Source organism: Nocardia uniformis NBRC 13702, from assembly GCF_001613345.1.
Classification (GTDB): domain Bacteria; phylum Actinomycetota; class Actinomycetes; order Mycobacteriales; family Mycobacteriaceae; genus Nocardia; species Nocardia uniformis.
Map to the genome: position 1 here is coordinate 43,138 of NZ_BDCE01000080.1, position 25,934 is coordinate 69,071.

Below are 25,934 nucleotides of genomic sequence, written 5' to 3' on the forward strand. Positions count from 1 at the left end.
TTCGATGCCCAGGCTCGGCGTTCCCCCGGGGCGCGTGCGCTGGTCTTCGGTGACGACACGCTCACCTACGCCGAGCTCTCCGAGCGCGCCAATCGCCTGGCCAGGCTGCTGATCGCCGACGGGGTCGGACCGGAATCCCTGGTCGTGCTGGGGATGGCGCGTTCGGTCGAACTCGTGGTCGCCATGTACGCGGTACTGCGGGCGGGCGGCGCGTATGTGCCGGTCGATCCCGCACATCCGGCCGAACGCATCGCCCATATTCTCGCGACCGCACGCCCACTGGTGGTGCTGACCACCCGCGCCGACGACTTCGTCCTGCCCGCGGGCATCGAAGTCCCGCTGTACCGCGTCGACGCCCTCGACCTCTCCGCCTACTCGCCCGACCGGATCGCCGACGCCGAGCGCCGCGCCGCACTGCACCCGGAACACCCCGCCTACGTGCTGTTCACCTCCGGCTCCACCGGTAAGCCCAAGGGCGTCGCCGTGAGCCACCGCGCCATTGCCAATCAGCTGGCCTGGATGGGGTCCGAGTACCGGATTCGCCCCACCGATATCTACCTCCAGAAGACCGCCACCACCTTCGACGTCTCCCTGTGGGGCTACTTCCTGCCGCTGCGCGCGGGCGCCACCATGGTGCTCGCCGCCCCCGACGGCCACCGCGACGCCCGCTATCTGGCCGAAACCATTGCCCGGCACGGCGTAACCCTCACCGACTTCGTACCGTCCATGCTCGCGGTCTTCGCCGCCCACGCCCAGTCCGGCGAACTCGATTCGCTGCGTGAGGTTTTCATAGCCGGTGAAGCCTTTCCACCCGAGACCGTCACCGCCTTCCGCGCGGTCAGCGACGCCGGACTGCACAACCTGTACGGCCCCACCGAGGCCGCTGTCACCGTCACCTACCGCGAGGTGGACGAGGCCGGGAACCAGCCGGTGCCGATGGGCGAGCCGGAGTGGAATACCCGCACGTACGTATTGGATTCGCGGCTGCGCCCCGCGCCGATCGGAGTACCGGGGGAGCTGTATCTGGCGGGCGTGCAATTGGCGCGCGGCTATCACGGCCGCGTCGACCTGACCTCGGACCGGTTCGTGGCCAACCCGTTCACCCCCGGCCAACGCATGTACCGCACCGGCGACCTGGTGAAGTGGACCGCCGAAGGTGAACTGGTCTACCTCGGCCGCATCGACTTCCAGATCAAATTCCGTGGCCAGCGCATCGAACTCACCGATATCGAGACCGCGCTCACCACCGCACCCGAGGTGTCCCAGGCCGCCGTTCGCCTCATTGCCACCGACACCGGCGACTACCTCGCCGGATACGTAATCCGCACGGCCGGAGCTCAACTCGATACCGAACGGCTCCGTGGCGACCTCGCCCGACTGCTACCCGCCTATATGGTCCCGACCGCGATTGTCGAGCTGGATGCCTTCCCACTGGGTACCAGCGGCAAGCTCGATCGCAACGCGCTGCCCGTTCCGGTGTTGGCGGCAAGGGAATTTCGACCACCCGTCGATGCCGCGCAGCGGCTGGTCGCACGCGTCTTCGCCGAGGTGCTGCAGCTGGACGGCGTCGGCCTCGATGATGACTTCTTCGCGCTCGGCGGTAGTTCGCTCCATGCCACCCAGGTGACCGCACGTGTCGGTGCGGAGATGGGTGTGCGCATTCCGGTGCGCACACTTTTCGAGGCCGCCACCGTGGCGGGATTCGCTGGGGCCGTCGGTGCGCTGTCGGAGGTCGCACCGCATCCCCCGCTCATCGCCGCGCCACGTCCCGATCGGGTCCCGCTCTCCCTGGCGCAGCAGCGCCTCTGGTTCCTCAACCGCATGGAGAGTGAGGAGGGCGGGTCCAGTCTCTACAACCTACCCACGGTGCTGCGCCTCACCGGTCGCCTCGATGTGACCACTCTGGAGCAGGCGGTGCTGGATGTACTGGCCCGCCACGAATCCCTGCGCACCTATTTCCCGGATACCGAATTCGGTCCGTACCAACGCATTCTCGATGCCCTCGATGTGGGCCTGAGCCTCTCACCGGTACCCGTGGGCGTCGCTGAGGCGGCGCAGGTCGTCGCCGCCATTGCTCAGGCCCCGTTCGATGTAACCCGGGAACTGCCGTCCCGCATCGCCCTACTGGTAATCGATTACGGCGACGGTGCGGAGGCCGACGCCGACGAGTATGTACTCATCGTGGTGTTGCACCATATCGTCGGTGATGCGCTCTCCATGGCACCGCTGGTGCGAGACCTCATGCGCGCCTACGCCGCCCGTCTCACGGGCGCCGAGCCCGGTTGGGAGCCGCTGGCCGTCCAGTACGCCGACTACACCCTGTGGCAGCGGGCGCTGCTCGGATCCGACACCGTACCGGGAGACCCCGCATACCAGCAGTTGGCCTTCTGGCGCGATACCCTCGCCGACCTACCCGCGCAGCTGACCCTGCCGACGGACCGCCCACGTCCCGCGCAGCCGCGAAACAGCGGCGGCACAGTCGTGTTCGAGGTCGGCAGCGAGGTGTTGTCGAGCCTGCGTGAGATTGCTCGCGGCCACGGGGCAACCCTGTTCATGGTGGTGCACGCGGCCTTCGCGGCCACACTGGCACGGTTGGCGGGCACCGATGATGTGGCCGTCGGTTCCCCGATCGGTGGGCGCGGTGAGCGGGCACTCGACGATCTCATCGGCATGTTCGTCAATACCCTGGTGTTGCGCACCCGGGTCGACGGCGGTGCGTCGTTCGCCGAGCTCCTGACACACGTGCGCGATACCGATCTGGCGGCTTTCGCCAATGCGGATCTGCCCTTCGAACGACTCGTCGACGATCTGGTGACCGATCGCTCCACCGGTGCGCACCCGCTGTTCCAGGTGCTGCTCAGCTTCAACGACGAAGCTGGGACGCAGGCGGAGCTGAAGTTGCCGTGGCTGACCATCAGGCCCGTCGAAATCGAGGATGACACAGCTAAGTTCGACCTCCAACTGGTAGTCGGAGAACGCGCTGACGGTGGCCTCGGCGGCAGCCTGCGCTACGCCGCGGAACTATTCGATGCCGTGACCGTGGAGGCATTCGTCGCACGATTCGTGCGCGTGCTGCGCGCCGTGGTGGCCGATCCGCGGGTACGGATCGGTGATATCGATCTGCTCGGAGCCGCCGAACGCGCGCTGGTACTGGAGCAATGGAACGACACCACCAGGACCGCGCTCGGCGCTGCCACACTGCTGTCGGCATTCGAGTCGCGGGCGGCGCGGAGCCCATTCGCGACCGCTGTGGTGTCCGAGGGCATCAGTCTGACGTACGGCGACTTCGCGTCCCGCGTGAATCGACTCGCCCGCTACCTCGTGTCACAGGGGGTGGGTCCGGAAACGCTTGTCGCACTGGGGATGCGGCGCTCCATCGACATGGTCACAGCTATCTATGCCGTGCTGACCGCAGGCGGTGCGTATGTACCGCTCGATCCGGACCACCCCGCCGAGCGCACCGCGTACGTACTCGATACCGCACAACCGGTCTGTGTCCTGACCGCTGGCGACGCACCGGACGCGGTGGGCGAGCGCCGGATTGACATCGACCAGCTGGATATCGCGAACTACGACGACACGCCCCTCACCGATGCCGATCGCCTGGCACCGCTGCGACCGGGCAATACCGCCTACGTCATCTTCACCTCCGGTTCTACCGGCCGCCCCAAGGGCGTCGCGGTGCCGCACGCTGCCGCGGTGAACCAGATCCGTTGGATCACTGCCGAATACGGCCTCAACCTCGACGATGTTGTCCTATTCAAGACACCGGCCACGTTCGATGTGTCGGTGTGGGAATTGTTCGGCTCGCTTGCTGCTGGTGCTCGCCTGGTGGTCGCCGCTCCGGACGGGCACCGTGATCCGCAGTACCTCGCGGAGAAGATTGCTGCGGAACGAGTAACCATCACCTCGTTCGTGCCGTCCATGTTGACGGTATTCGCGGGTGAAGCGGCGGCATCGGACCTGCGTTCGCTGCGGACCGTGCTGGTCGCCGGCGAGGCATTCACCGCTGATGCCGTCGCCGCCTTCCGTCGCATCGGGACCGCCGCGCTCCACAATCTGTACGGCCCCACCGAATTCACCGTGCATGCCACCAATGCGGCGGTCCCCGCTGACCTCCAGGGCTTTGTGCCCATTGGTCGCCCGGTCTGGAATTCGCGTGCCTACGTGCTGGATTCGCGCTTGCGGCCGGTCGCTCCCGGACTGGTCGGCGAGCTGTACCTCGCAGGTGAGCAGTTGGCGCGGGGCTATGTCGGACGCGCAGATCTCACCTCGGATCGCTTCGTCGCCAACCCATTCGGTAGGGGCGAGCGCATGTACCGCGCCGGTGACCTGGTGAAATGGACGACCGACGGACAGCTCGTCTATATGGGCCGCAGTGACTTCCAGGTCAAGCTGCGTGGTCTGCGTATCGAGCTCGGTGAGATCGAGGCGGCGCTCACCGCCCTCGAGTCGGTGGCACAGGCCGCCGTTATGGTGCGCGAAGAGAATCACGAGGGTGGTCAGCTGGCCGCCTACCTGGTGGCAGCTACGGATGTCACTATCGACATCGCGAGCGTGAAAGCAGCTCTTGCCCAGCGGTTGCCGTCGTATATGGTGCCGCTGAACTACGTGGTGCTGTCGGCATTCCCGCTCAATTCGTCGGGGAAGTTGGACCGCAGGGCGCTGCCCGCCCCCGCTGCCACCACGCGCGAATTCCGTGCACCCGATTGCCGGGCCGAGCGCACTGTCGCCGGGGTCTTCGCCGACGTACTCGGACTCGAGCGGCCGGTGAGTGCCGATGACGACTTCTTCGAACTCGGCGGCAATTCGCTCATCGCCACTCGCGTGGTGGCGCGGTTGGGTGCGGCTCTCGATACCCGGATTCCCGTGCGTACGCTCTTCGAGTCGCCCACGGTCGCGGCGCTGGCTGACCGCATCGGCAAGCACGCCGGTTTCGGTGCGCGCAAGGCGCTGGTGGCGGGACCGCGGCCGTCGCCCCTGCCCCTGTCGCTGGCGCAGCAGCGCATGTGGTTTCTCAATCGCTTCGATCCAGCTTCGGTCGCGGACAATATCCCGCTCGCGGTGCGGCTGATCGGCGACCTCGATATCGACGCGCTATTGACCGCCATCGGTGATGTGCTCGATCGGCACGAGGTGCTCCGCACCGTCTACCCGGCAACAGCACAGGGCCAGGGCGTACAACGGATTCTGCCGGTCGGTCACCGGCTTTCGGACCTGGGACCGGTGACGGTAACCGAGGCGCGCATCTCCGAACGGATCAGCGAGTTGATCCGCACCGGATTCGATGTGACCGCGGAGGTCCCGGTGCGCGCCAAGCTCTTTCATATCGTTGATACGGAAGAGCACACGCATATCCTCGTTTTCGCCGTTCACCACATCGCCGCGGATGGTTGGTCGATGCGTCCGCTCGCCGGCGATGTCATGGCCGCGTACACGGCACGGGTGAACGGCGAAGCCCCGGCGTGGACTCCGCTGCCTGTGCAGTACGCCGATTTCGCGCTCTGGCAGCGTGATGTGCTCGGCTCCGCAGACGACGCGGATTCGCTCATCGCTCAGCAGGTCGCCTACTGGTCCGCCGCCCTCGGCGGATTGCCCGATCAGCTCGACCTGCCGTCGGATCGTCCCCGGCCAGCCGTCGCTTCCTATCGCGGCGGTGTTCACGGGTTCTCCATCGACGCGGAACTGCTCAATTGTATGAACGGACTCGCCCGCGAGCACGGTGCGAGTTTGTTCATGGTCGTGCACGCGGCTTTCGCCCTGCTGCTGTTCCGACTATCGGACCAGGACGATATCGCCATCGGTACGGCGGTCGCGGGACGCGGTGAGGAAGCCCTCGACGACGCCGTGGGCATGTTCGTCAACAGCCTCGTCCTACGCACCCGACTGTCGGCGGGGGAGTCCTTCGGCGAGTTGCTCGCCCGTATCAGGGATACCGATCTCGCCGCTTTCGGGCAGGCAGACCTACCGTTCGAGCGCCTGGTCGAAATCCTGAACCCCACCCGCTCACCGGCTCGGCATCCGCTGTTCCAGGTCATGCTGACCCTCCAGAACCTCGATGCGGCCACCTTCGCGCTGCCCGGTCTCGAGGTCACCGGGCTGCCGATCGAGGCGATCACCGCCAAATTCGATCTGCACCTCACGCTGTCCGAGCGCGGCGATGGCGCGGGTATGCACGGCGAATTCGTCTATGCCGCAGACATGTTCGATGCGGACACTATTGCCGCCTGCGCGGATCGCCTGGTGCGGGTGCTGGCGGCCGCCGTCACGAATCCGCACCGAGCACTCGGCGATATCGATCTCATGGCCGCCGATGAGCGGCAGCGGGTGCTGACCGACTGGAATGCCACCGCCTTCGACCTCGCCACCGCGCTACCGGAAAAGGCTGTCGCGACGCTGGTTTCGCTATTCAACGCACGGGTGCCCGTCAGCGCGAATATGCCCGCCGTCGTATTCGAAGGGACAGCTCTGTCCTACGCCGAGTTCGCGGCGCGCGTACATCGCCTGGCTCGCCATCTGATCGCACAGGGTGTCGGACCGGAATCGCTGGTGGCGCTGGCTATTCGTCGCTCGCATGACCTCGTGATCGCCATGTACGCCGTGCTGGAGGCCGGGGCGGCGTATGTGCCGCTGGACCCGGAGCAGCCCGTCGAACGCATCGATTACGTGCTCGATACGGCGGAGCCTGTGGTCGTGCTGACCACAAGTCGCGACGACTTCATCACCAGTCGCATGGTGAAGGTGCTGCCCGTCGATCTCCTCGACGTGGGCCGCTACGACGATGCGCCCATCCTCGATGCGGAACGTCGGGCGCCGCTGCGACCGTCGAATGCCGCGTACGTCATATTCACATCCGGCTCGACCGGTCGGCCGAAGGGCGTGGCCGTCAGCCATGAGGCCATCGTCAATCGTCTGGTGTGGATGCAGTCGGAGTACCGGCTGACCGCCGATGACATCGTGATGCAGAAGACCCCGGCCACCTTCGACGTGTCGGTCTGGGAGTTCTTCTGGCCGCTCCAGGTCGGTGCGACCCTGGTGGTCGCCAAGCCGGACGGACATCGCGACCCGGCCTATCTCGCGGAAATCATTGCCCGCGAAGGCGTGACGGTCGCCCATTTCGTCCCGTCCCTGCTGGCCGTATTCCTGGCCGAGACCGCGCAAACGCCTACTCTACGACAGGTATTCGCCTCCGGCGAGGCGCTACCCGCCATTACCGCCCGTCAGTTCAAGGAACGTACCGGGGCCGAGCTGCACAACCTGTACGGGCCCACCGAAGCCGCCGTAGATGTCACCTTCCATCAGGTGACCGATGCCGATGTCGTATCCGTCCCGATCGGCGGGCCGGTCTTCAACACCCGTGTGTACGTCCTGGATTCGCGCCTCGCACCGGTCCCGGTGGGCGTCCGCGGTGAGCTGTACCTGGCCGGCACGCAGTTGGCGCGTGGGTACGTGGCGCGACCGGATCTGTCCGCCGACCGCTTCGTTGCCAGCCCCTTCGCAGCGGGAGAACGCATGTACCGCACCGGTGATCTGGTGAAGTGGACCGGCAAAGGCGAACTGGAGTACCTGGGCCGCACCGACTTCCAGGTGAAGCTGCGCGGTCTGCGCATCGAACTCGGTGAAATCGAATCCGCGCTCACCGCACTCGATTCCATTGCCCAGGCGATCGTTGTGGTCGATACCGACGAACGCCTCGGTGATCAACTGGTCGCCTACCTGGTTCCCGCCGTTGAAGTCGTCGACGTGAACGACGTGAAAGCGGCGTTGGCGCGGCAGCTCCCGAGCTATATGGTGCCCGCCACCTGCGTGGTGCTCGGCTCCTTCCCACTCAATAGTTCCGGCAAGCTCGACCGCAGGGCACTGCCCGCACCGGTGTTCGAGGCCAGGGGATTCCGTGCTCCCGTCACGGCGATAGAGGAGATAGTCGCGGGCACCTTCGCCGACATTCTCGGCATCGACCGCGTGGGTCGCGACGACGACTTCTTCGAACTCGGTGGCAACTCGCTCATCGCGACCCAGGTCACCGCCCGACTCGGCGCGGCATTGGCTACCCGACTCGTGGTTCGCGACCTGTTCGAAGCCCCTACCGTTGCCACCTTGGCCGCCCGATTGGAAACCTCGGTCGGCACCGGCACCGGCCGTCCGGCACTTGTCGCAGCCACTCGCCCGGAACAGCTTCCGCTATCGCTGGCGCAGCAGCGCATGTGGTTCCGCAACCGTTTCGATCCCGCATCGGCGGTCGACAATCTTCCTTTGGCCGTGCGCCTCAGCGGTGATCTCGACACCGGCGCCCTGCGACAGGCCATTGCCGACGTCATGGACCGTCATGAGGTACTGCGCACGCGCTACCCGGAAACCGAAGACGGTCAGGGTATTCAGGTGGTGCTGCCCGCCGGGCAGACGCTGCCCGATCTCGATCCCATCCCGGTGACCGACGGCGAACTCCGCACCCGCATTACCGCGGCCGTACTCACCGGCTTCGACGTGACCGCCGAAATACCGGTCCGTGCGATTCTCTTCGAACTCACCGATGGTGAGTGCCGGGACCATGTGCTGGTCCTCGTACTGCATCACATCAGCGGAGACGGTTGGTCGTTGCGCCCGCTGGCCCGCGACCTGATGGTCGCCTACGAGGCCCGCGTGTCCGGCTCGACCCCGCAGTGGACGCCACTGCCGGTGCAGTACGCCGACTTCGCGCTCTGGCAGCGGTCGGCGCTGGGCTCGGAGGACGACAGCGACTCGGTCCTCGCTCGTCAGCTCGGCTACTGGAGCGACGCCCTCGCGGGCCTGCCCGACGAACTGCGGCTGTCGACCCGGTCGCGCCCCGCCGCGGCCTCACACGGTGCCGGAACGCACCGCTTCCAGGTGCCCGGCGCGCTGCTGGCTGATCTGAACGGTATTGCCCGCGCCCAGGGCGCGACGTTGTTCATGGTGGTGCACGCCGCCTTCGCCGCACTGCTCGCGCGGCTGTCCGGCACCACCGATATCGCCGTCGGTATTCCGGTCGCCGGCCGTGGCGATCAGGCCCTGGACGACCTGGTCGGCATGTTCGTCAACACCCTGGTGCTGCGTTCCCGGATCGATGGCGGTGAATCCTTCGCCGACCTGTTGACCCAGGTGCGTGAACGCGATCTCGCCGCCCTGGCGCATGCCGATGTGCCGTTCGAACGGCTCGTGGAGGTGCTCGACCCGCCGCGTTCGCAGGTTCGGCATCCGCTCTTCCAGGTCATGCTGTCCTTCCAGAACCAGCACGCCGCCACTCTGGAACTGCCGGAACTGACCGTCACCGAGCTCGCGATCGAACAGCCGAGTGCCAAATTCGATCTCCAGCTCTCGCTCGGCGAGGTCGGTGCGGGTGCCACGGCGACGGCCGAACTGATCTACGCCACAGATCTTTTCAACGCCGACTTCGCGGCGGATTTCGCCGCCCGCTTGCTACGCATGCTCGCCGCTGTGGCCGCCGACCCCGCGGTACGCGTCGGTGATGTGGACCTGCTCGGTGTGGGGGAGCGGTCCCTGATGCTCTACGACTGGAACGACACCTCAGCCGATATGCGCGTAGACGGTCCGGCCCCGACGCTCATTTCGCTGTTCGAGGCACAGCTGGCGAGTGATCCGCACGCCACCGCGCTGCGTTTCGAAGGGACGAATCTCTCGTATGGGGAGTTCGCCGAGCGCGTCCACCGCTTGGCCCGCCACCTCATCACGCAGGGTGTCGGACCGGATTCCCTTGTCGCACTGGGTATGCGGCGGTCCGTCGATCTGGTCGTCGGCATGTATGCCGTATTGGCTGCCGGGGGCGCGTACGTGCCACTCGATCCGGACCAGCCCGCCGAACGCATCGAATACATCCTCGACATCGCCGATCCGGTGGCCGTGCTGACCTCCGGTGCGGATCTGCCGATCGATATCGCGCAGGTGCGCATCGATCTGCTCGACCTGACCGGATACTCCGACGCCCCGATCACCGACCGGCAGCGGCGCGACCGGCTGCGGGCGGAGCACACCGCGTATGTCATCTTCACGTCCGGTTCGACCGGTCGACCGAAGGGCGTGGGGGTGAGCCACGCGGCCATTGTCAACCGTCTCGTCTGGATGCAGTCGGAGTATCGGCTCACCGCCGATGACATTGTGTTGCAGAAGACTCCGGCCACCTTCGATGTGTCGGTGTGGGAGTTCTTCTGGCCGTTGCAGGTCGGCGCGACGCTGGTCGTCGCCAGACCGGACGGTCACCGCGATCCGGTCTACCTGGCGGAACTCATTGCCCGCGAAAGCGTCACGGTCACGCATTTCGTGCCCTCGATGCTCGCCGTCTTCGTCGCGGCGGAAGCCGCCGCGGCGGCCACCTCGCTGCGGCAGGTCTTCGCATCGGGTGAGGCGCTATCGCCCAAGTCCGCGCACCGCTTGCGCGATCTGACCGGTGCCCGGGTACACAACCTGTACGGCCCCACCGAAGCCGCTGTCGATGTCACCTATCACGAGGTGATCGATACCGATATCGATACGGTCCCCATTGGTCGGCCGGTACTCAATACCGAAGTGTACGTTCTGGATTCGCGGCTGCTTCCGGTGCCGATCGGCGTCGCGGGCGAGCTCTACCTCGCCGGTGACCAGTTGGCGCGTGGTTATGTCGGGCGGGCGGACCTGACCTCGGATCGGTTCGTGGCCAGTCCGTTCGGTACAGCAGAGCGTATGTACCGCACCGGCGACCTCGTCGCGTGGACCGCACACGGTGAGCTCGAGTACCTGGGCCGCACCGACTTCCAGGTGAAGCTGCGCGGCCTGCGCATCGAACTCGGCGAAATCGAATCCGCGCTCACCGCAGATGGGTCCGTCGCGGCGGCCGTGGTCGTACTGCGCTCCGATGAGCGCACCGGAGACCAACTCGTCGGCTATATCGTTCCCGTCGCGAGCGCCGTGGATACGGACGCTCTGCGCGCGCACCTGACCGACCGGTTGCCGACATACATGATCCCGGCCGCGTTCGTGACGCTGGATGCGCTGCCACTCAGCGCGAATGGCAAGGTCGACCGCCGAGCGCTGCCTGCCCCGATCTTCGCCGCCACCGAATACCGCGCTCCCATCGGGGAAGTCGAGTCCCTGGTCGCCGGAGTATTCGCTGACTTGCTCGCCGTGGACCGGATCGGCGCGGACGACGACTTCTTCGCTCGCGGCGGCAATTCGCTGATCGCCACCCAGCTCGCCGCCCGCCTGACCAAGGCAATCGGGGTCGCGGTGCCGGTCCGCACCGTCTTCGACGCCCCGACCGTGCGGGAACTCGCGATCAGTATCAATGCCCTCGACACCGAGACAGGCCTGCCGCCGCTGGTCGCACAGGAACGCGGCGACACCATCCCGCTGTCGATCGCCCAGCAGCGCATGTGGTTCCTCAACCGCTTCGACGCCCAGGGCGGCGGTTACAACATTCCTTTCGCGCTGCGGCTCACCGGTTCACTGGAGATAGCCGCGCTGTGTTCCGCCATCGCCGACGTGGTCGATCGGCACGAAACCCTGCGCACCCTGTACCCGGAACGCGATGGCGAGGCGCGCCAGCTCATCCTGCCGTCCGGCACTCGGCTCGTGGATCTGGTACCGGAGACGGTATCGGCGATCGATCTGACGGGGATAGTGGAAGCGCTGGCGCGCACCAGCTTCGACGTCACTGTCGAGGTGCCTATCAGGGTGCGACTGCTGCGTTTGGCGGATGAACCGCAGACCCACATCCTGCTGTTCGTGGTGCACCACATCGCCGCTGACGGCTGGTCCTTCGCACCGCTGACCCGTGATCTCGCCATGGCGTATGTGGCCCGATGTGCCAATGTCACACCGAAATTCGGGGCGCTTCCGGTGCAGTACGCCGACTACGCGCTCTGGCAGCGCAAGGCGCTCGGTGCGGTGGCCGACGAGAACTCGGCGCTGGCGCGGCAGCTGCGCTACTGGAGGCGCCGCCTCGACGGTATGCCCGATACGCTCACCCTGCCCACCGATCGTCCGCGTCCGGTGGTGGCCAGCAATCGAGGTGGCGCGGTCATCGGCGAACTGGATGCCGAGTTGCACGCCGAAATAGTGGAATTCGCTGCCAGCCACCGCGTCACCACCTTCATGGTGTTGCACACCGCCCTCGCCGTACTCCTGGCCCGGCTGTCCGGCACCGGCGATATCGTCCTCGGCACACCGATCGCGGGGCGTGGTGATCAAGCCCTTGATGATCTGGTCGGCATGTTCGTCAACACACTGGTGCTGCGCACCGAAATTCGATCCGACGCCACGCTGACCGAGGTGCTCGCGCATGTTCGCGATACCGATCTCGGGGCCTTCGATCACGCCTCAGTGCCGTTCGAAACCCTGGTCGACACCCTGAATCCGGTTCGTTCCCAGTCATATTCGCCGCTCTATCAGGTGGCTTTCACGCTACAGAATCATGCCCAGCCCGAATTCCGGTTGCAGCGACTGGCGATTGCCGGGGTCGACCCTGGCGTACCGCCGATCCAGTTCGACATGGACTGGACCCTGCGCGACCGTCACGAAGGCGGTGCGCCCACCGGTATCGACGTGCACATTCACTACGCGCTCGACCTGTTCGAAAGCGATACCGTCACTGGCTTCTTCACCTGCTACGAGCGGTTGCTGCGCGCCATGATCGCCGACCCGCGCGTCGCGGCCGGGGATGTGGAGATCATGTCCATGGCCGAACGCGGCCACGTGCTCTCCGATCGCAATGCCACCGCCGTCATGCTGCCCGGGGAAACCCTTGCCGATCTGCTGGACCGGCGCTCCGCCTCCGACCCGGATGCTGTGGCGGTGCGTTTCGAGGATGAGACACTCCTCTGGTCGGAACTGGCCGCGCGGGCGAATCGCTTGGCCCGCAGGTTGATTGACGAGGGCGTCGGCCCTGATGTGATTGTCGGGATCACGGCGCAACGCTGCCTCGACATGGTGGTCGCCATGTACGCCATCGTGCAGGCCGGCGCGGCCTACCTTCCGGTGGATCCCGCACATCCGGCGGAGCGCATCGCGCACGTGTTGCGCACCGCCGGAACCACTTTGGTGCTCACCGTCGACGGCGTAACGCTGCCGGAGGTCGCCGGGATACGCACCCTCGCCGTCGCGGAGTTGGATGTCGCGGCACTGTCCGCCGCCCGGGTCACCGACGCCGACCGAATCGCGACGCTGCGTCCACAGCACCTGGCCTATGTGCTGTTCACCTCGGGCTCCACCGGTTTGCCCAAGGGAGTCGCCACCGACCACCGCGCCATCATGAACCAGCTGTGCTGGCTCGAAAATCGCTATGGTGTCACCTCCTCCGATCGCATCATGCAGCGCGCCCCGCTGTCCTTCGATGTATCGGTCTGGGAGTGCTTCCTGCCCGCCCTGGTCGGGGCGCCGCTGGTACTGCTGCGACCGGGCGGTCATCAGGACCTCGACTACCTGGCTCGCATGATGGGTGAGCACGGCATCACCATTGCCGAACATGTGCCGTCGGTCCTGGCCGCGCTCATTGCCGAGGGCAAGGGCGATGCCCTGCGGTCCTTCCGGCATCTGCACACCGGTGGTGAGGCACTGTCCGCCGAACTCCTCGCCGCGCTGCGTGAGTACGTGGGCGGGTCGGTACACAATGCCTACGGCCCCACCGAGGCCGCTATTTCGACCATCTACCACGAATTCACCGATGCGGATCCGGATTACGAGGTCGCCATCGGCCGCCCCAACTGGAACACCCGCGCCTATGTCCTCGACAACCGGCTGCGGCCGGTGCCGACCGGCGTGGTCGGCGAGCTGTACCTCGCCGGTGCCCAGCTGGCCCGGGGCTATCAGGGACGGACTGAACTCACCGCGGAACGTTTCGTGGCCGACCCGTTCGGAGTTCCCGGCACCAGGATGTACCGCTCCGGTGACCTGGTGCGTTGGAATCGCGACGGTGAGCTGGTATATCTGGGCCGCAATGACTTCCAGGTGAAACTGCGTGGCCAGCGCATCGAACTGGGCGAGATCGAGGCGGCGCTGTCGACCGTGGACGGTGTCGCCAACGCCGCCGTGCTGCTGGACCGGGACAGTAGCGGAACCGATTGCCTCGTCGGCTATGTCGCGGGCTCGGGACTATCGGCGGATGCCGTGCTGGCCCGGGTACGCACCCAGCTGCCCGCGTACATGGTGCCGTCACATCTGGTCGTACTCGACGATATGCCGCGCACCAGTGTCGGCAAACTCGATCGCAAGGCATTGCCGCGGGTGGAATTCACCGCTACCGCGGTCGCTTACCGCGCTCCACGGGAGGGCGCGGAAGCGGTTCTGGCCGATATCGTGAGCGACCTGCTCGGAGGTGAGCGGATCGGCGTCGACGACGACTTCTTCGATCGCGGCGGCAATTCGCTGCTCGCCATGCGTCTGGTGGCCCGCGCCAATGCGGCCTTCGGTGGCGACTTGAGTGTGCGCGAGGTTTTCGACGCTCCGACCGTCGCCGAGCTCGCTGCCCGCGCGACCGGAACCAGCGGCCGCAAGCTGCCGGTGCTCGCCGCGCGGCCGCGTCCGGAACGAATTCCGCTGTCCCCAGCCCAAACTCGCATCTGGCTGCTCAACCGCCTCGATCCGGAATCGGCCGCCTACAACATCCCGGCCGCCATCCGACTCATCGGTGAGCTCGATATCCCGGCTCTGCGATCGGCCGTCGCGGATGTCATGGCCCGCCACGAGGTGCTGCGCACCCTGTTCCCGATCGATGCCGACGGCGAGGGGCACCAGGTCATCGCGCCGCCGAATACCGCCATCGATCTGCGGGTCGAGAATGTCACCGGTTCGGTCGTGGAACGGATCCACGAATTCGGTTCGCGCGGATTCGATGTCACCACCGAACTGCCGCTGCGTGCGGTACTGCTGCGCGAATCCGATACCAGCCACGTGCTGGTCGCGGTGCTACACCACATCGCCGGTGACGGCGCGTCTACCGATCCGCTGTTGCGCGATCTTATCGTCGCCTACCTGTCACGCACCTCCGGTGTCGCACCCGAATGGGAGCCGCTGCCTGTGCAGTACGCCGATTACACGCTGTGGCAGCAGCAGGTCATGGATGCCGTGGCGGAAACCGAACTCGGTTACTGGCGTGAAACCCTCGCCGGGTTGCCCGATGAGGCTCCGCTGCCCACGGACCGGCCGCGTCCGGCCACCTCCTCGTACCGTGGCGCGGTCGTCCGCGCGCGGGTCGGCGGCGCGGTGGGCGAACGCCTTCGGTTGGTTGCCAAACAACACAACGCGACTCCGTTCATGGTCCTGCATGCCGCACTGGCCGTATTGCTCACCAGGCTGTCCGGCACCGATGACATCGCCATCGGCACTCCGGTCGCGGGCCGTGGCGAACAGACGGTGGACGACTTGGTCGGCATGTTCGTCAATACCCTGACGCTGCGTACCCGGCCCGCGCTGGACCGCACTTTCGCGGACCTGCTCGCCGAGACCCGTGCGGTCGATCTCGCGGCCTTCGCACACGCCACGGTGCCCTTCGAGCGCGTTGTGGACGCCCTCGGTATCGAGACCGACCAGTCCCGGCATCCGCTCTTCACGGTCTCCCTGAACTACCTGAACCTCGGCTCCGATACCCATGCCGTGCCCGGCTTGATTCTCGAGAATGTCGAATTCGACGACACCGTCGCCAAATTCGACCTCACCTTCAGCGTCGGCGACGAACTCGACGCCGATGGTCACCTCTTCGTGGAACTCACCTACGCCACCGATCTCTACGACGCGGATACGGCGGCGGAACTCTTGCGCCGCTTCGGTCGGGTACTGGGGGCGGTCACCGCTGAGCCGGGAACAGCTATCGGTGAGATCGATCTGCTCGCCCCCGGTGAGCGTGCCGAACTCCTGACGCGCCGGGGCCCGAAGGTCCTGCCCCCGGTCACCCTGGCCGACGTCATGGAGGCGGCGGTCGCGCAGAACCCCGATGCCACCGCGCTGATCTACCAGGACCGCGGTATGAGCTACCGGGAACTGGATGAGCGGTCGACCCGGTTGGCGCGGCTGCTCATCGATCGCGGAATCGGCGCCGAGGATGTCGTCGCTGTCGCCGTGCCGCGCTCCATCGATTCGGTGATGACCTTGTGGGCGGTCGCCAAGACCGGAGCGGTATTCCTGCCGGTCGATCCCACCTATCCACTCGAGCGCATCGCCTACATGCTCGCCGATTCCGGTGCGGCCATAGGTGTCACGTTGACGGATCGGTTGAACAAGCTGCCGGCGCAGACTGATTGGCTGGTACTGGATGACGACCTGACCTCGGCGAGGCTGCGGCACATGAGTTCCGTACCGCTGGAGCCCGATGACCTGGTGCGCCCGCTGCGCACCGACAATGCCGCCTGGATGATGTACACGTCCGGTTCCACCGGCCGGCCCAAGGGTGTGGTGGTGAGCCAGTCCGGGATAAGCGCGGCTGCGGCCATCCATCGGGAGCATTGCCCCACAAAGGCTTCCGACCGGGTGCTGCACCGGGCCTCGCCCAGCTTCGACGCCTCGCTCATGGAACTGCTCATGGCGCTGCCCGCCGGTGCGGCCCTGGTGATCTGCCCGGCCGAGGTGTACGGCGGTGCCGAGATGAGCGAACTCATCTACGCCGAGGGCGTGACGCACGCACTCATTACGCCGTCGGTGCTGCAAACCCTGGATCCAGAATTGTTGACCGGGCTGCGGTACCTGTCGGTCGGTGGCGAGGGGTTCGGCTCGGAGCTCGTGGAGCGTTGGGGCGGTGGCCGGGAGCTGTACAACTCGTACGGTCCGACCGAGGTCACCATCACCACGAATATGAGCTCCCCGCTGCGGCCCGGCGACGGTGTGGTGCTGGGCGACCTGGCACACGGCCTGTCCGCGCTGGTCCTCGATGCTCGGCTGCGGCCGGTGCCGGCCGGTGCCGTCGGCGAGATGTACCTGAGCGGCCCGGGGCTGGCACGCGGCTACCACGGCCGTGTCGACCTGACCGCCGACCGTTTCCTCGCCCACCCGTATGAGCCCTGTGAGCGGATGTACCGCACCGGCGATCTCGTTCGCTGGGCGCGTCGCGTCGTCGGCGGGGTCGCCTACCCGGTGCTCGAGTACCTGGGTCGTTCCGACGACCAGGTGAAGGTGCGCGGTTTGCGTATCGAACTCGGTGAGATCGACGCGGTGCTGACAGCACACGAGGCGGTCGATTTCGCGGTCACGATCGGCCACACCGGGCCGTCCGGGGACGTATCGCTGGTGTCGTATGTGGTGCCTGCCGCCGGACGCGTCATCGATGTGGATGAGCTGCGCGCCTTCGCGAGCCGGTCGCTTATCGCGTACATGGTTCCGGCGACCGTCATGGTGATCGATGCCGTGCCGCTCACACCCACCGCGAAGCTGGACCGAAAGGCGCTGCCGGAACCGGTGTTCCGGACCGCCGACTTCCGGGCACCGGTTACCGATACCGAACGCATCGTGGCCGAGATCATGGCCGAACTGCTCGGCGCCGAACGTGCCGGACTGGATGACGACTTCTTTGTCCTCGGTGGAAACTCGTTGAGCGCGGTGAAATTCGCGGCACGGCTGTCGAATCGTCTCGGTGTCGAGGTGGCCATGCGGAGTGTGTTCGCACATGCGACTGTCGTCGCCCTCGCATCCGTGATCGACGCGAACGGGGGAGGGGCCGGGCAGGGCCCGACCCTGACTCCGCGCGGTGAAACCGGCCCGGTGCCACTGTCGTTGGCCCAGCGGCGCATGTGGTTCCTCAACCGGTTCGACGGCGATTCGGCGGCGTACAACATGCCGCTGGCCATTCGACTGACCGGGGACCTCAATATCGCCGCACTCAATGCCGCCATCACGGATGTGGTGCGGCGGCACGAGGTGCTGCGCACCGTGTACCCGCAGACCGAATCCGGTCCGGTACAGGTGATCCTGACCGCCGACGAGTCCACACCGCCGCAGCTCGAGCCGATCGCCGTGACGGCTGCCGAGGTATTCGGGGCCGTAACGGAATTCGTGGGCGGGTCCTTCGATGTCACTGCCGAGGTGCCGATTCGAGCCATCCTGTTCCAGCTCGCGGACCAGGCGGATGCGTCGGAGTACGTGCTCGTCGTAGTGGTTCACCACATTGCCGCCGACGGGGCCTCTATGGCCCCGCTGGCCCGAGATGTCATGGTGGCCTACGCCGCCCGGCACGCGGGCCGCGATCCAGAGTGGACCCCGCTACCGGTGCAATACGCCGATTACGCGCTGTGGCAGCGGGCCCGATTGGGCGCGGAAGACGATGCGCGGTCGCTGATCTCGCGTCAGCTGAACTTCTGGACCGCGACGCTCACCGGACTGCCGGATCAATTGGAGCTGCCCACCGATCGGCCGCGTCCGCCGGTGGCCTCCACCGAGGGTCGCGAGATCACCTTCACGATTGCCGCCGATACGCACGCGCGGCTGGCCGAACTCGGTCGCGCGCAGGGCGCGACGCTGTTCATGGTGCTGCACGCGGCATTCGCACTGCTGTTGTCGCGACTGTCCGGCACCACCGATATCGCCGTCGGCACCCCGGTCGCAGGTCGCGGCGCGGCCGCCCTCGACGACCTGGTCGGCATGTTCGTCAACACCCTGGTGCTGCGCACCGATATCGATGCCGGCGCCGATTTCACCACCCTGCTCGGCCAGGTCCGCGACCGCGACCTGGACGCCTTCTCACATGCCGACGTGCCGTTCGAGCGCCTCGTGGAGGTGCTCGAGCCGGTGCGCTCGACCGCGCGCCACCCGCTGTTCCAGGTGGGTTTCTCCTTCAACAACACCGAGACCGCAGAGTTCGAGCTGGACGGATTGCAGGTAGCGGCAGCGGAATTCGATACCAGTATCTCGCAGTTCGATCTGCACCTGGTGGTCGTGGATCGTTACACCGACGGCGGCCTCGCCGAGGGAATGACCGCGACGCTCACCTACGCGACCGCGCTATTCGACGAGGTGACGGTTGCCGGGTTCGTTGAGCGGTTCCAGCGTGTGCTGGCCGCTGTGGTGGCCACACCCGCGCTGCCGGTCGGTGCGGTAGAACTGTTGGCTCCGGCAGAACGGAAGCGAATCCTTCAGGGCTGGAACGATACCCGGAATGCGGTCGATACCGACGCGACGCTGGCGTCGGTGTTGGAGCGCACCTTCTCGACCGCCGCGGATCGGGTCGCGCTCGTCGCGGACGCAGCGGGACGGGTAGAAGTTACCTACGGTGAACTCGCTGTGCGGGTGAATCGTCTGGCCCGGCATCTGATTTCGATGGGCGTCGGCCCGGAGGCACGCGTCGCGCTGGCGCTGCGACGGTCCGTGGATCTGGTGGTGGCCATGTACGCGGTATCCGTTGCCGGCGGTGCCTATGTGCCGGTCGATCCGGATCAGGCCGCCGACCGCGCGGGCCACATCCTCGAGACGGCCGCGCCGGTATGCGTCCTCACCAATGCCGATGCGGACTTCGCGACCGATATCGCGCCGCTGGTGCGCATCGATCAGTTGGACCTGGATGGCCTCGACTCCCAGCCGGTTCTCGATGCCGAGCGGATCGCTCCACTACGGCCGGCGAATACCGCGTACGTGATCTTCACGTCGGGTTCGACCGGTCACCCGAAGGGCGTGGCGATACCACACGCGGCGATAGCCAACCAATTGCATTGGAAGACAGCGGAATTCGGTATCGCTGCCAGTGACTCCGTACTGCTGAAGACCGCGGCCACCTTCGACCTGTCGGTGTGGGAATTCTGGTCGGCCGCCGTCTCCGGTGGCCGCCTGGTCATCGCCGCTGCCGACGGCCACCGCGATCCGACCTATCTGAACGATCTCATGGCGCGCGAGCGGGTGACCACGCTCCATGTGGTGCCGTCGATGCTCGATGCCCTGCTGGCCGATGCCGCGGCCGATTCCGGCGTGGGCGCACTGCGACGCGTACTCGCCATCGGCGAAGCCCTGCCGGGTGCGGTGGCCCAGCGACTGCGCGCCGCTCACCCACAGGTGGGGCTGTTCAACCTGTACGGCCCCACCGAAGCGGCGGTGTCCATCACCAGCCACGAGGTGACCGCTGCCGATCAGGTGTCGGTGCCCATCGGCGCACCGGAGTGGAACAGTCAGGTGTACGTGCTGGATTCGCGGCTGCGGCCGGTTCCGGCGGGTGTCTCCGGCGAGCTGTACCTGGCGGGTGCGCAGCTGGCGCGCGGCTACTTCGGCCGCGCGGATCTGAGCGCGGATCGCTTCGTGGCCAACGCGTTCGGTGCCGGCGAGCGTATGTACCGCACCGGTGACCTCGCCGCCTGGAATGCCTACGGTGAACTGGAGTACCGGGGTCGTACCGATTTCCAGGTGAAGATCCGTGGTTTCCGTATCGAACTCGGCGAGATCGAAGCGGCGCTGTTGGCTCTTCCCGAGGTCGCGCAGGCCGCGGTCATCGCGAAGTCCGATGCGCGCACCGGAGACCGTCTGGTCGCCTACCTGGTGCCAGCCGCGTCACCCGACTACTCCGCGTCACCCGAGTCCTCCTCGTCACCCGAGTCCTCCTCGTCACCCGAGTCCTCCTCGTCGTCCGAGTCGTCTGAGTCGTCTGAGTCGCCCTCGTCATCCCGGCATGCTTTTGGCCGGGATCCACATTCGGAGGTTCCGGCGCTGACAGCGGTGGATTCCGGCCAAAAGCACGCCGGAATGACGGCCGGAATGACGGGTGTGGATGGTGCTGCAGGTGTGGATGCTGCCCCGGCCGTGGATGTTGCCCAGGCGAAGTCGGCCCTCTCGGCGGCGTTGCCGTCCTACATGGTTCCCTCGGCTTTCGTGGTCCTCGACGCCCTGCCGTTGAACGTCAACGGCAAACTGGACCGAAAGGCCCTGCCGGAACCGGAGTTCGAGTCCACCGCGTTCCGCGCACCCTCGACCCCGATCGAACAGATCGTGGCAGGCGTCTTCGCGGAGGTGCTCAGGAACGCCCGCATCGGTGCCGACGACGACTTCTTCACCCTCGGCGGCAACTCGCTACTCGCCACCCAGGTCACCGCCCGCCTCGGTGCGGCCCTGAATGCGCGGGTCCCGGTGCGCGCGCTCTTCGAGGCGACCACCGTCGCTCAACTCGCGGTCAAAGCAGTCGAATACATCGGCAAGGGCAGTCGCAAAGCACTCACCGCACAGCAGCGGCCGGAGCCGATCCCACTGTCGCCCGCGCAGCAGCGCATGTGGTTCCTCAACCAGTTCGACACCGCCTCGGCCGCCTACAACATTCCGTTCGCCATTCGCCTCAACGGCGAACTCGACGAGGCGGCACTGCGCATGGCGGTCGGCGATATCGTCACCCGCCACGAAATCCTGCGCACCGTCTATCCCCAGACCGATAGCGGACCGGTGCAGGTAGTGCTGTCGCTGGACCAGGCCGCGCCGGAACTCGAGGTCCGCACCATCACCGCTGACGAGGTCGCGCACGTTCTGGCCGATCTGACCTCCACGGGTTTCGAGGTGACCACAGAGGTGCCGCTGCGGGTCGCATTGTTCCGTATCGGCGATACGGGGGAGCACGTCCTCGCCCTTGTGATTCACCACATCTGTGGTGACGGCTCCTCCCTCGCCCCGCTCACCCGCGACCTCATGACCGCGTACGCGGCCCGATCGCTGGGCCACCGGCCGGGTCGGGCGGCCTTGCCGGTGCAATACGCCGACTACAGCATCTGGCAGCGTGAACTGCTCGGCAGCGAGGACGATCCGCACTCGCTCGCGACGCGACAACTGTCGTACTGGCAGCGAGCTTTGGCAGGTTTGCCCGACCAGCTGGACCTGCCCGCGGATCGACCGCGTCCAGCGGTGCAATCCTTCCGCGGTGCCAAGATCGATCTGCGTATCGACGCGGAAACCCACGCGGCGCTGCTGGATCTGGCACGTCGTGCGGGCGCGACACTGTTCATGGTGGTGCACACCGCCCTGGCCGTACTGATCTCGCGACTCTCCGGCAGCGGCGATATCGCCATCGGAACCCCGATGGCGGGTCGTGGTGAGGCCGTGCTCGACGACCTGATCGGCATGTTCGTCAATACCCTGGTATTCCGTACCGAGGTGGCGGGCGATGCGGACTTCACCGCGCTCCTGGCTCGTCAGCGGGACACTGATATTCAGGCTTTCGCGCACGCCGACGTGCCGTTCGAGCGGCTGGTCGAGGTGCTCAACCCGGTTCGCTCGACCGCGCGGCATCCACTGTTCCAGGTCGGGCTGTCCTTCCAGAACCTGGGTCGCACCGGCCTGGAGCTGTCGGGGCTCGGCATCTCCGAGATCGAATTCGATGCCACGACTACGCAATTCGATCTGCATTGGATTGTGGTGGACGGTTATGGCGAGGACGGCGCACCGGCCGGGTTGGTCGGTGAACTTGTCTACGCCACCGATCTTTTCGATGAGTCGACAGCTATCGGCTTCGCCGAGCGGCTGAGCCGGCTACTCGCCGCGGTGGTCGCGAATCCGCGCAAGCCGGTCGGCGAGATCGAACTGCTCGATCCCGCCGAGCGCTCTCGAATGCTGGTGGACTGGAATGCCACCGGGCATTCGGTTGCCACCGGGCTACTGCTCGACGAGTACCGGCGGGCCGTCAGCTCCTATCCGGATTCCGTGGCCGTTGTGTATGAGGGTTCGGCGCTGACCTATCGCGAATTCGACGGCCGGGTCAACAGGCTGGCCCGGCTGCTCATCGAGCGTGGTGTCGGTGCGGAAGCTCTGGTGGGCTTGGCCATCCGCCGCTCTCTGGACCTCGTGGTCGGCATGTACGCGATCGTCACCGCGGGTGGCGCGTACGTGCCGCTCGACCCGGATCATCCGGCTGAGCGCATTGCCCACATCCTCGATACCGCACAGCCGGTGGCGGTGCTCAGCACCACTGCGGACGCGGTTGAGGTCCCGGCGGGAATACCGGTGGTGAACATGGATGCGGTCGCGCTCGAGCACTACTCGGCCGCACCCGTCTCCGCTGCCGAGCTGCTGCGACCTGTTGTACCCGAGCATCCGGCCTACGTCATATTCACCTCTGGTTCCACCGGACGTCCCAAGGGCGTTGCCATCTCGCACGCCGCCATCCACAACCAGATCGAATGGATGCTCGCCGAGTACCCCCTCGATCCAGCCGACGTCTACCTCCAGAAGACCGCTACCACATTCGACGTTTCGCTATGGGGCTACTTCATGCCGCTGCGTCGGGGTGCGCGACTGGTACTCGCCACTCACAATGGTCATCGCGATCCCGAGTACATAGCGGAAACCATTGCCAACCAGGCTGTTACGGTCACCGACTTCGTGCCGTCCATGCTCACCGTATTCGCCGCGCACACTCCGGCCGGGGCGTGCCCGACGCTGCGGGACATCCTTGTCATCGGCGAGGCGCTGCCGCCGGAGACGGTCGCGTCCGTCCGCGCGCTCGGTGACGTGACAGTGCACAACCTGTACGGCCCGACCGAGGCTGCTGTCTCCATTACCTCCTGGCAGGCAGACGGCGAGGATGCCCGCACCGTGCCGATCGGGCTGCCGCAGTGGAACAGCCGCGTCTACGTGCTCGACGCCCGCCTGCGGCCGGTGCCGCCGGGGGTGGCCGGAGAGCTGTACCTCGCCGGTGATCAGTTGGCACGCGGCTATGTGCGGCGCCCCGACCTCACCGCGGACCGGTTCATCGCCAACCCCTTCGGCGACGGTGAACGGATATACCGCACCGGCGACCTGGTGGTGTGGCGTGAGGGCGACGCCGACCGCGGCCATCGCCTGGAATACCTGGGCCGCACCGACTTCCAGGTGAAGTTCCGTGGCCAGCGCATCGAACTCGGTGAGATCGAAACCGCGCTGCTGGCGCTGCCCGCGGTCAACCAGGCGGTGGCGTTGGTGGTACCGACCGCACTGGGTGATCAACTGGTCGCCTACGCGGTGCCCGCCCCTGGGTACGCCATCGACCAGCATGAACTACTGGCCGCCATCGCGGTGGCGCTACCCGCCTACATGGTCCCGGCCACCATTGTGGCTCTGACTGCCTTGCCGCTGAACACCAGCGGCAAACTGGACCGCAGGGCACTGCCGGACCCAATCTTCACGGCCCGCGAATTTCGCGCCCCCACTACCGACTTGGAGATCGCGGTGTGTGCCGCCTTCGCCGACGTACTGGGGGTGGAGCGGATCGGCCTCGAGGACAGCTTCTTCGATCTCGGCGGCACTTCGCTCATCGCGGTGCGACTGGCATCGAGGCTCAGCGCGGAACTCGGCGAACGTGTCCCGGTGGCGGCCCTGTTCACCGCCCCCACCCCGGTCGGCGTCATTGCCGAACTCGCCACGGCAGCGAACGGACTCGGCACCGCAGGCGCCTTCGACGTATTGCTTCCATTACGTCCGCAAGGAAGTGGAGCCCCGCTGTTCTGCATCCACCCGGTTGGCGGCATCTCCTGGTCCTTCGCCGGACTTACCGCCCACCTGGATGCCGACCGCCCGATCTACGGCTTGCAGTCGCCGACCCTCGGTGCGGATGTGCCGCTGCCGGAATCCATCGAGGAGTGGGCGGCGCTGTACGCCTGCGAGATTCGCGCCATCCAGCCCGACGGTCCGTACCACCTGCTCGGCTGGTCACTGGGTGGCGTGCTGGCCCACGCCGTCGCCGTGCAGCTCCAAGAGCAGGGCCAACAGGTGGCGACGCTCGCCATGCTGGACAGCTCCTTGAATGTGGAGGCCCCCGACGGACCGGTGAGCATTCCGGTCGCGGAGGTGCTCGGCGGATTACTCGGCGATGCCGCCGATCTCGATGGCATCGCGCTGGATCCGGTGGCCTTGGCTGAACACCTTGCCGCACAGGGGGAACCGTTTGCCTCGTTCGGCGCGGATCGCTTGGCTCGGACCATCGACAGCGGTGTGCGTTCGCTCGCACTCATCGGTGGGCACCGCCCGCGCCGATTCAAGGGTGAACTGCTGTACTTCGCGGCTGCCCTGGATGACCCGAGTTGCACTGTCGGCGTTTCCACCTGGACCGATGCCATCGACGGGGTGGTGCACAACCACGCTGTGCAGGCCACTCACTGGCGCATGACAGCGCCCGAAGCCCTCACCCATATCAGTCGAGTGTTGAACGCGGTCCGGCGACAAGCTGGCCCGCGGTAACCGCCACTCCCTCCACCCGCACGGCCGCAACCCGGCCGCGCGGGAATCGTCAATGCGAAAACCCCCGCTGAGAAAGGCAACTCGCATGAGCAATCCCTTCGACGACGAAGACGCTCAGTTCTACGTCCTGGTCAATGAGGAGGCGCAGTACTCGCTGTGGCCGGTATTCGCCGCCATTCCGGGCGGTTGGGCCATCGCCCGCGGCCCCGCCCAGCGGGAGACCTGCCTCGAGTACGTCGAATCCCACTGGACCGATATGCGGCCGCGCTCGCTCGTCGAAGCGATGGCCGACAACGAATAGGCCTGTCGGAAAAGAGCTTTTCCGAACAGTTGAAAGAAAAGGAGAAACACATGGAAGACGTCGACGTCAACGCCCTGATCACCGCGCTGCTCAACCTGATCAGCGGGGGTTCCAGCACGAGCTACAACCCCAACGGGGCCTAGTTGGCCCCGCACACCGAAAAGCACTCCAGAAAGGAATATGAATTGGACAGCGGTAGCGGTTTCACCACTCTCCTCGAGGCCATCGCGCACCTGATCACCTCTGGTTCGGCGATCGCCGTCACCCCGGCGTCGCTCACCTCCTAGCAGCTCGGCTGGGCCGTCGCGGATCCCTCCCGGGCCTCCGCGACGGCCTTCTCGACCACGGAAAGGAATACGCGATGGATACCGGCAGCGCCGTGGACAACCTGTTCAAGACCCTCGCCCAAATGCTGCTCACCGGCTCCACGGTCACCTACCCACCGAGCCAGTAGGCCGCACTCGAACCACCTGAATGCGCGCCGCGTGACCTGTCCTAACTCTCCTGCCCGGACAGGCTCACGCGGCGCGCCCTCATA

General features: G+C 66.4%; 2 protein-coding genes (1 of these 2 running past the window's edge). Both read left to right on the forward strand.

From position 1 onward, the window contains the following. A protein-coding gene (locus NU1_RS31030) for a non-ribosomal peptide synthetase (protein WP_067527030.1) crosses the window boundary here: on the forward strand, positions 1 to 25,095 show its 3' portion. The gene continues 3,630 nt to the left of window position 1, outside the view; only the last 25,095 of its 28,725 coding nucleotides appear in the window; the start codon falls outside the window, past its left edge; its stop codon occupies positions 25,093 to 25,095. A gap of 85 nt (positions 25,096 to 25,180) precedes the next feature. Next, a complete protein-coding gene (locus NU1_RS31035; RefSeq protein ID WP_067527031.1) occupies positions 25,181 to 25,396 on the forward strand; it encodes an MbtH family protein in 216 nt (71 codons plus the stop codon). Positions 25,397 to 25,934: the final 538 nt, after the last annotated feature.

Excerpts from the sequence above, each read along its gene's own strand:
- NU1_RS31035 (WP_067527031.1), top strand. The coding sequence starts at position 25,181 with ATGAGCAATCCCTTCGACGACGAAGACGCTCAGTTCTACGTCCTGGTC.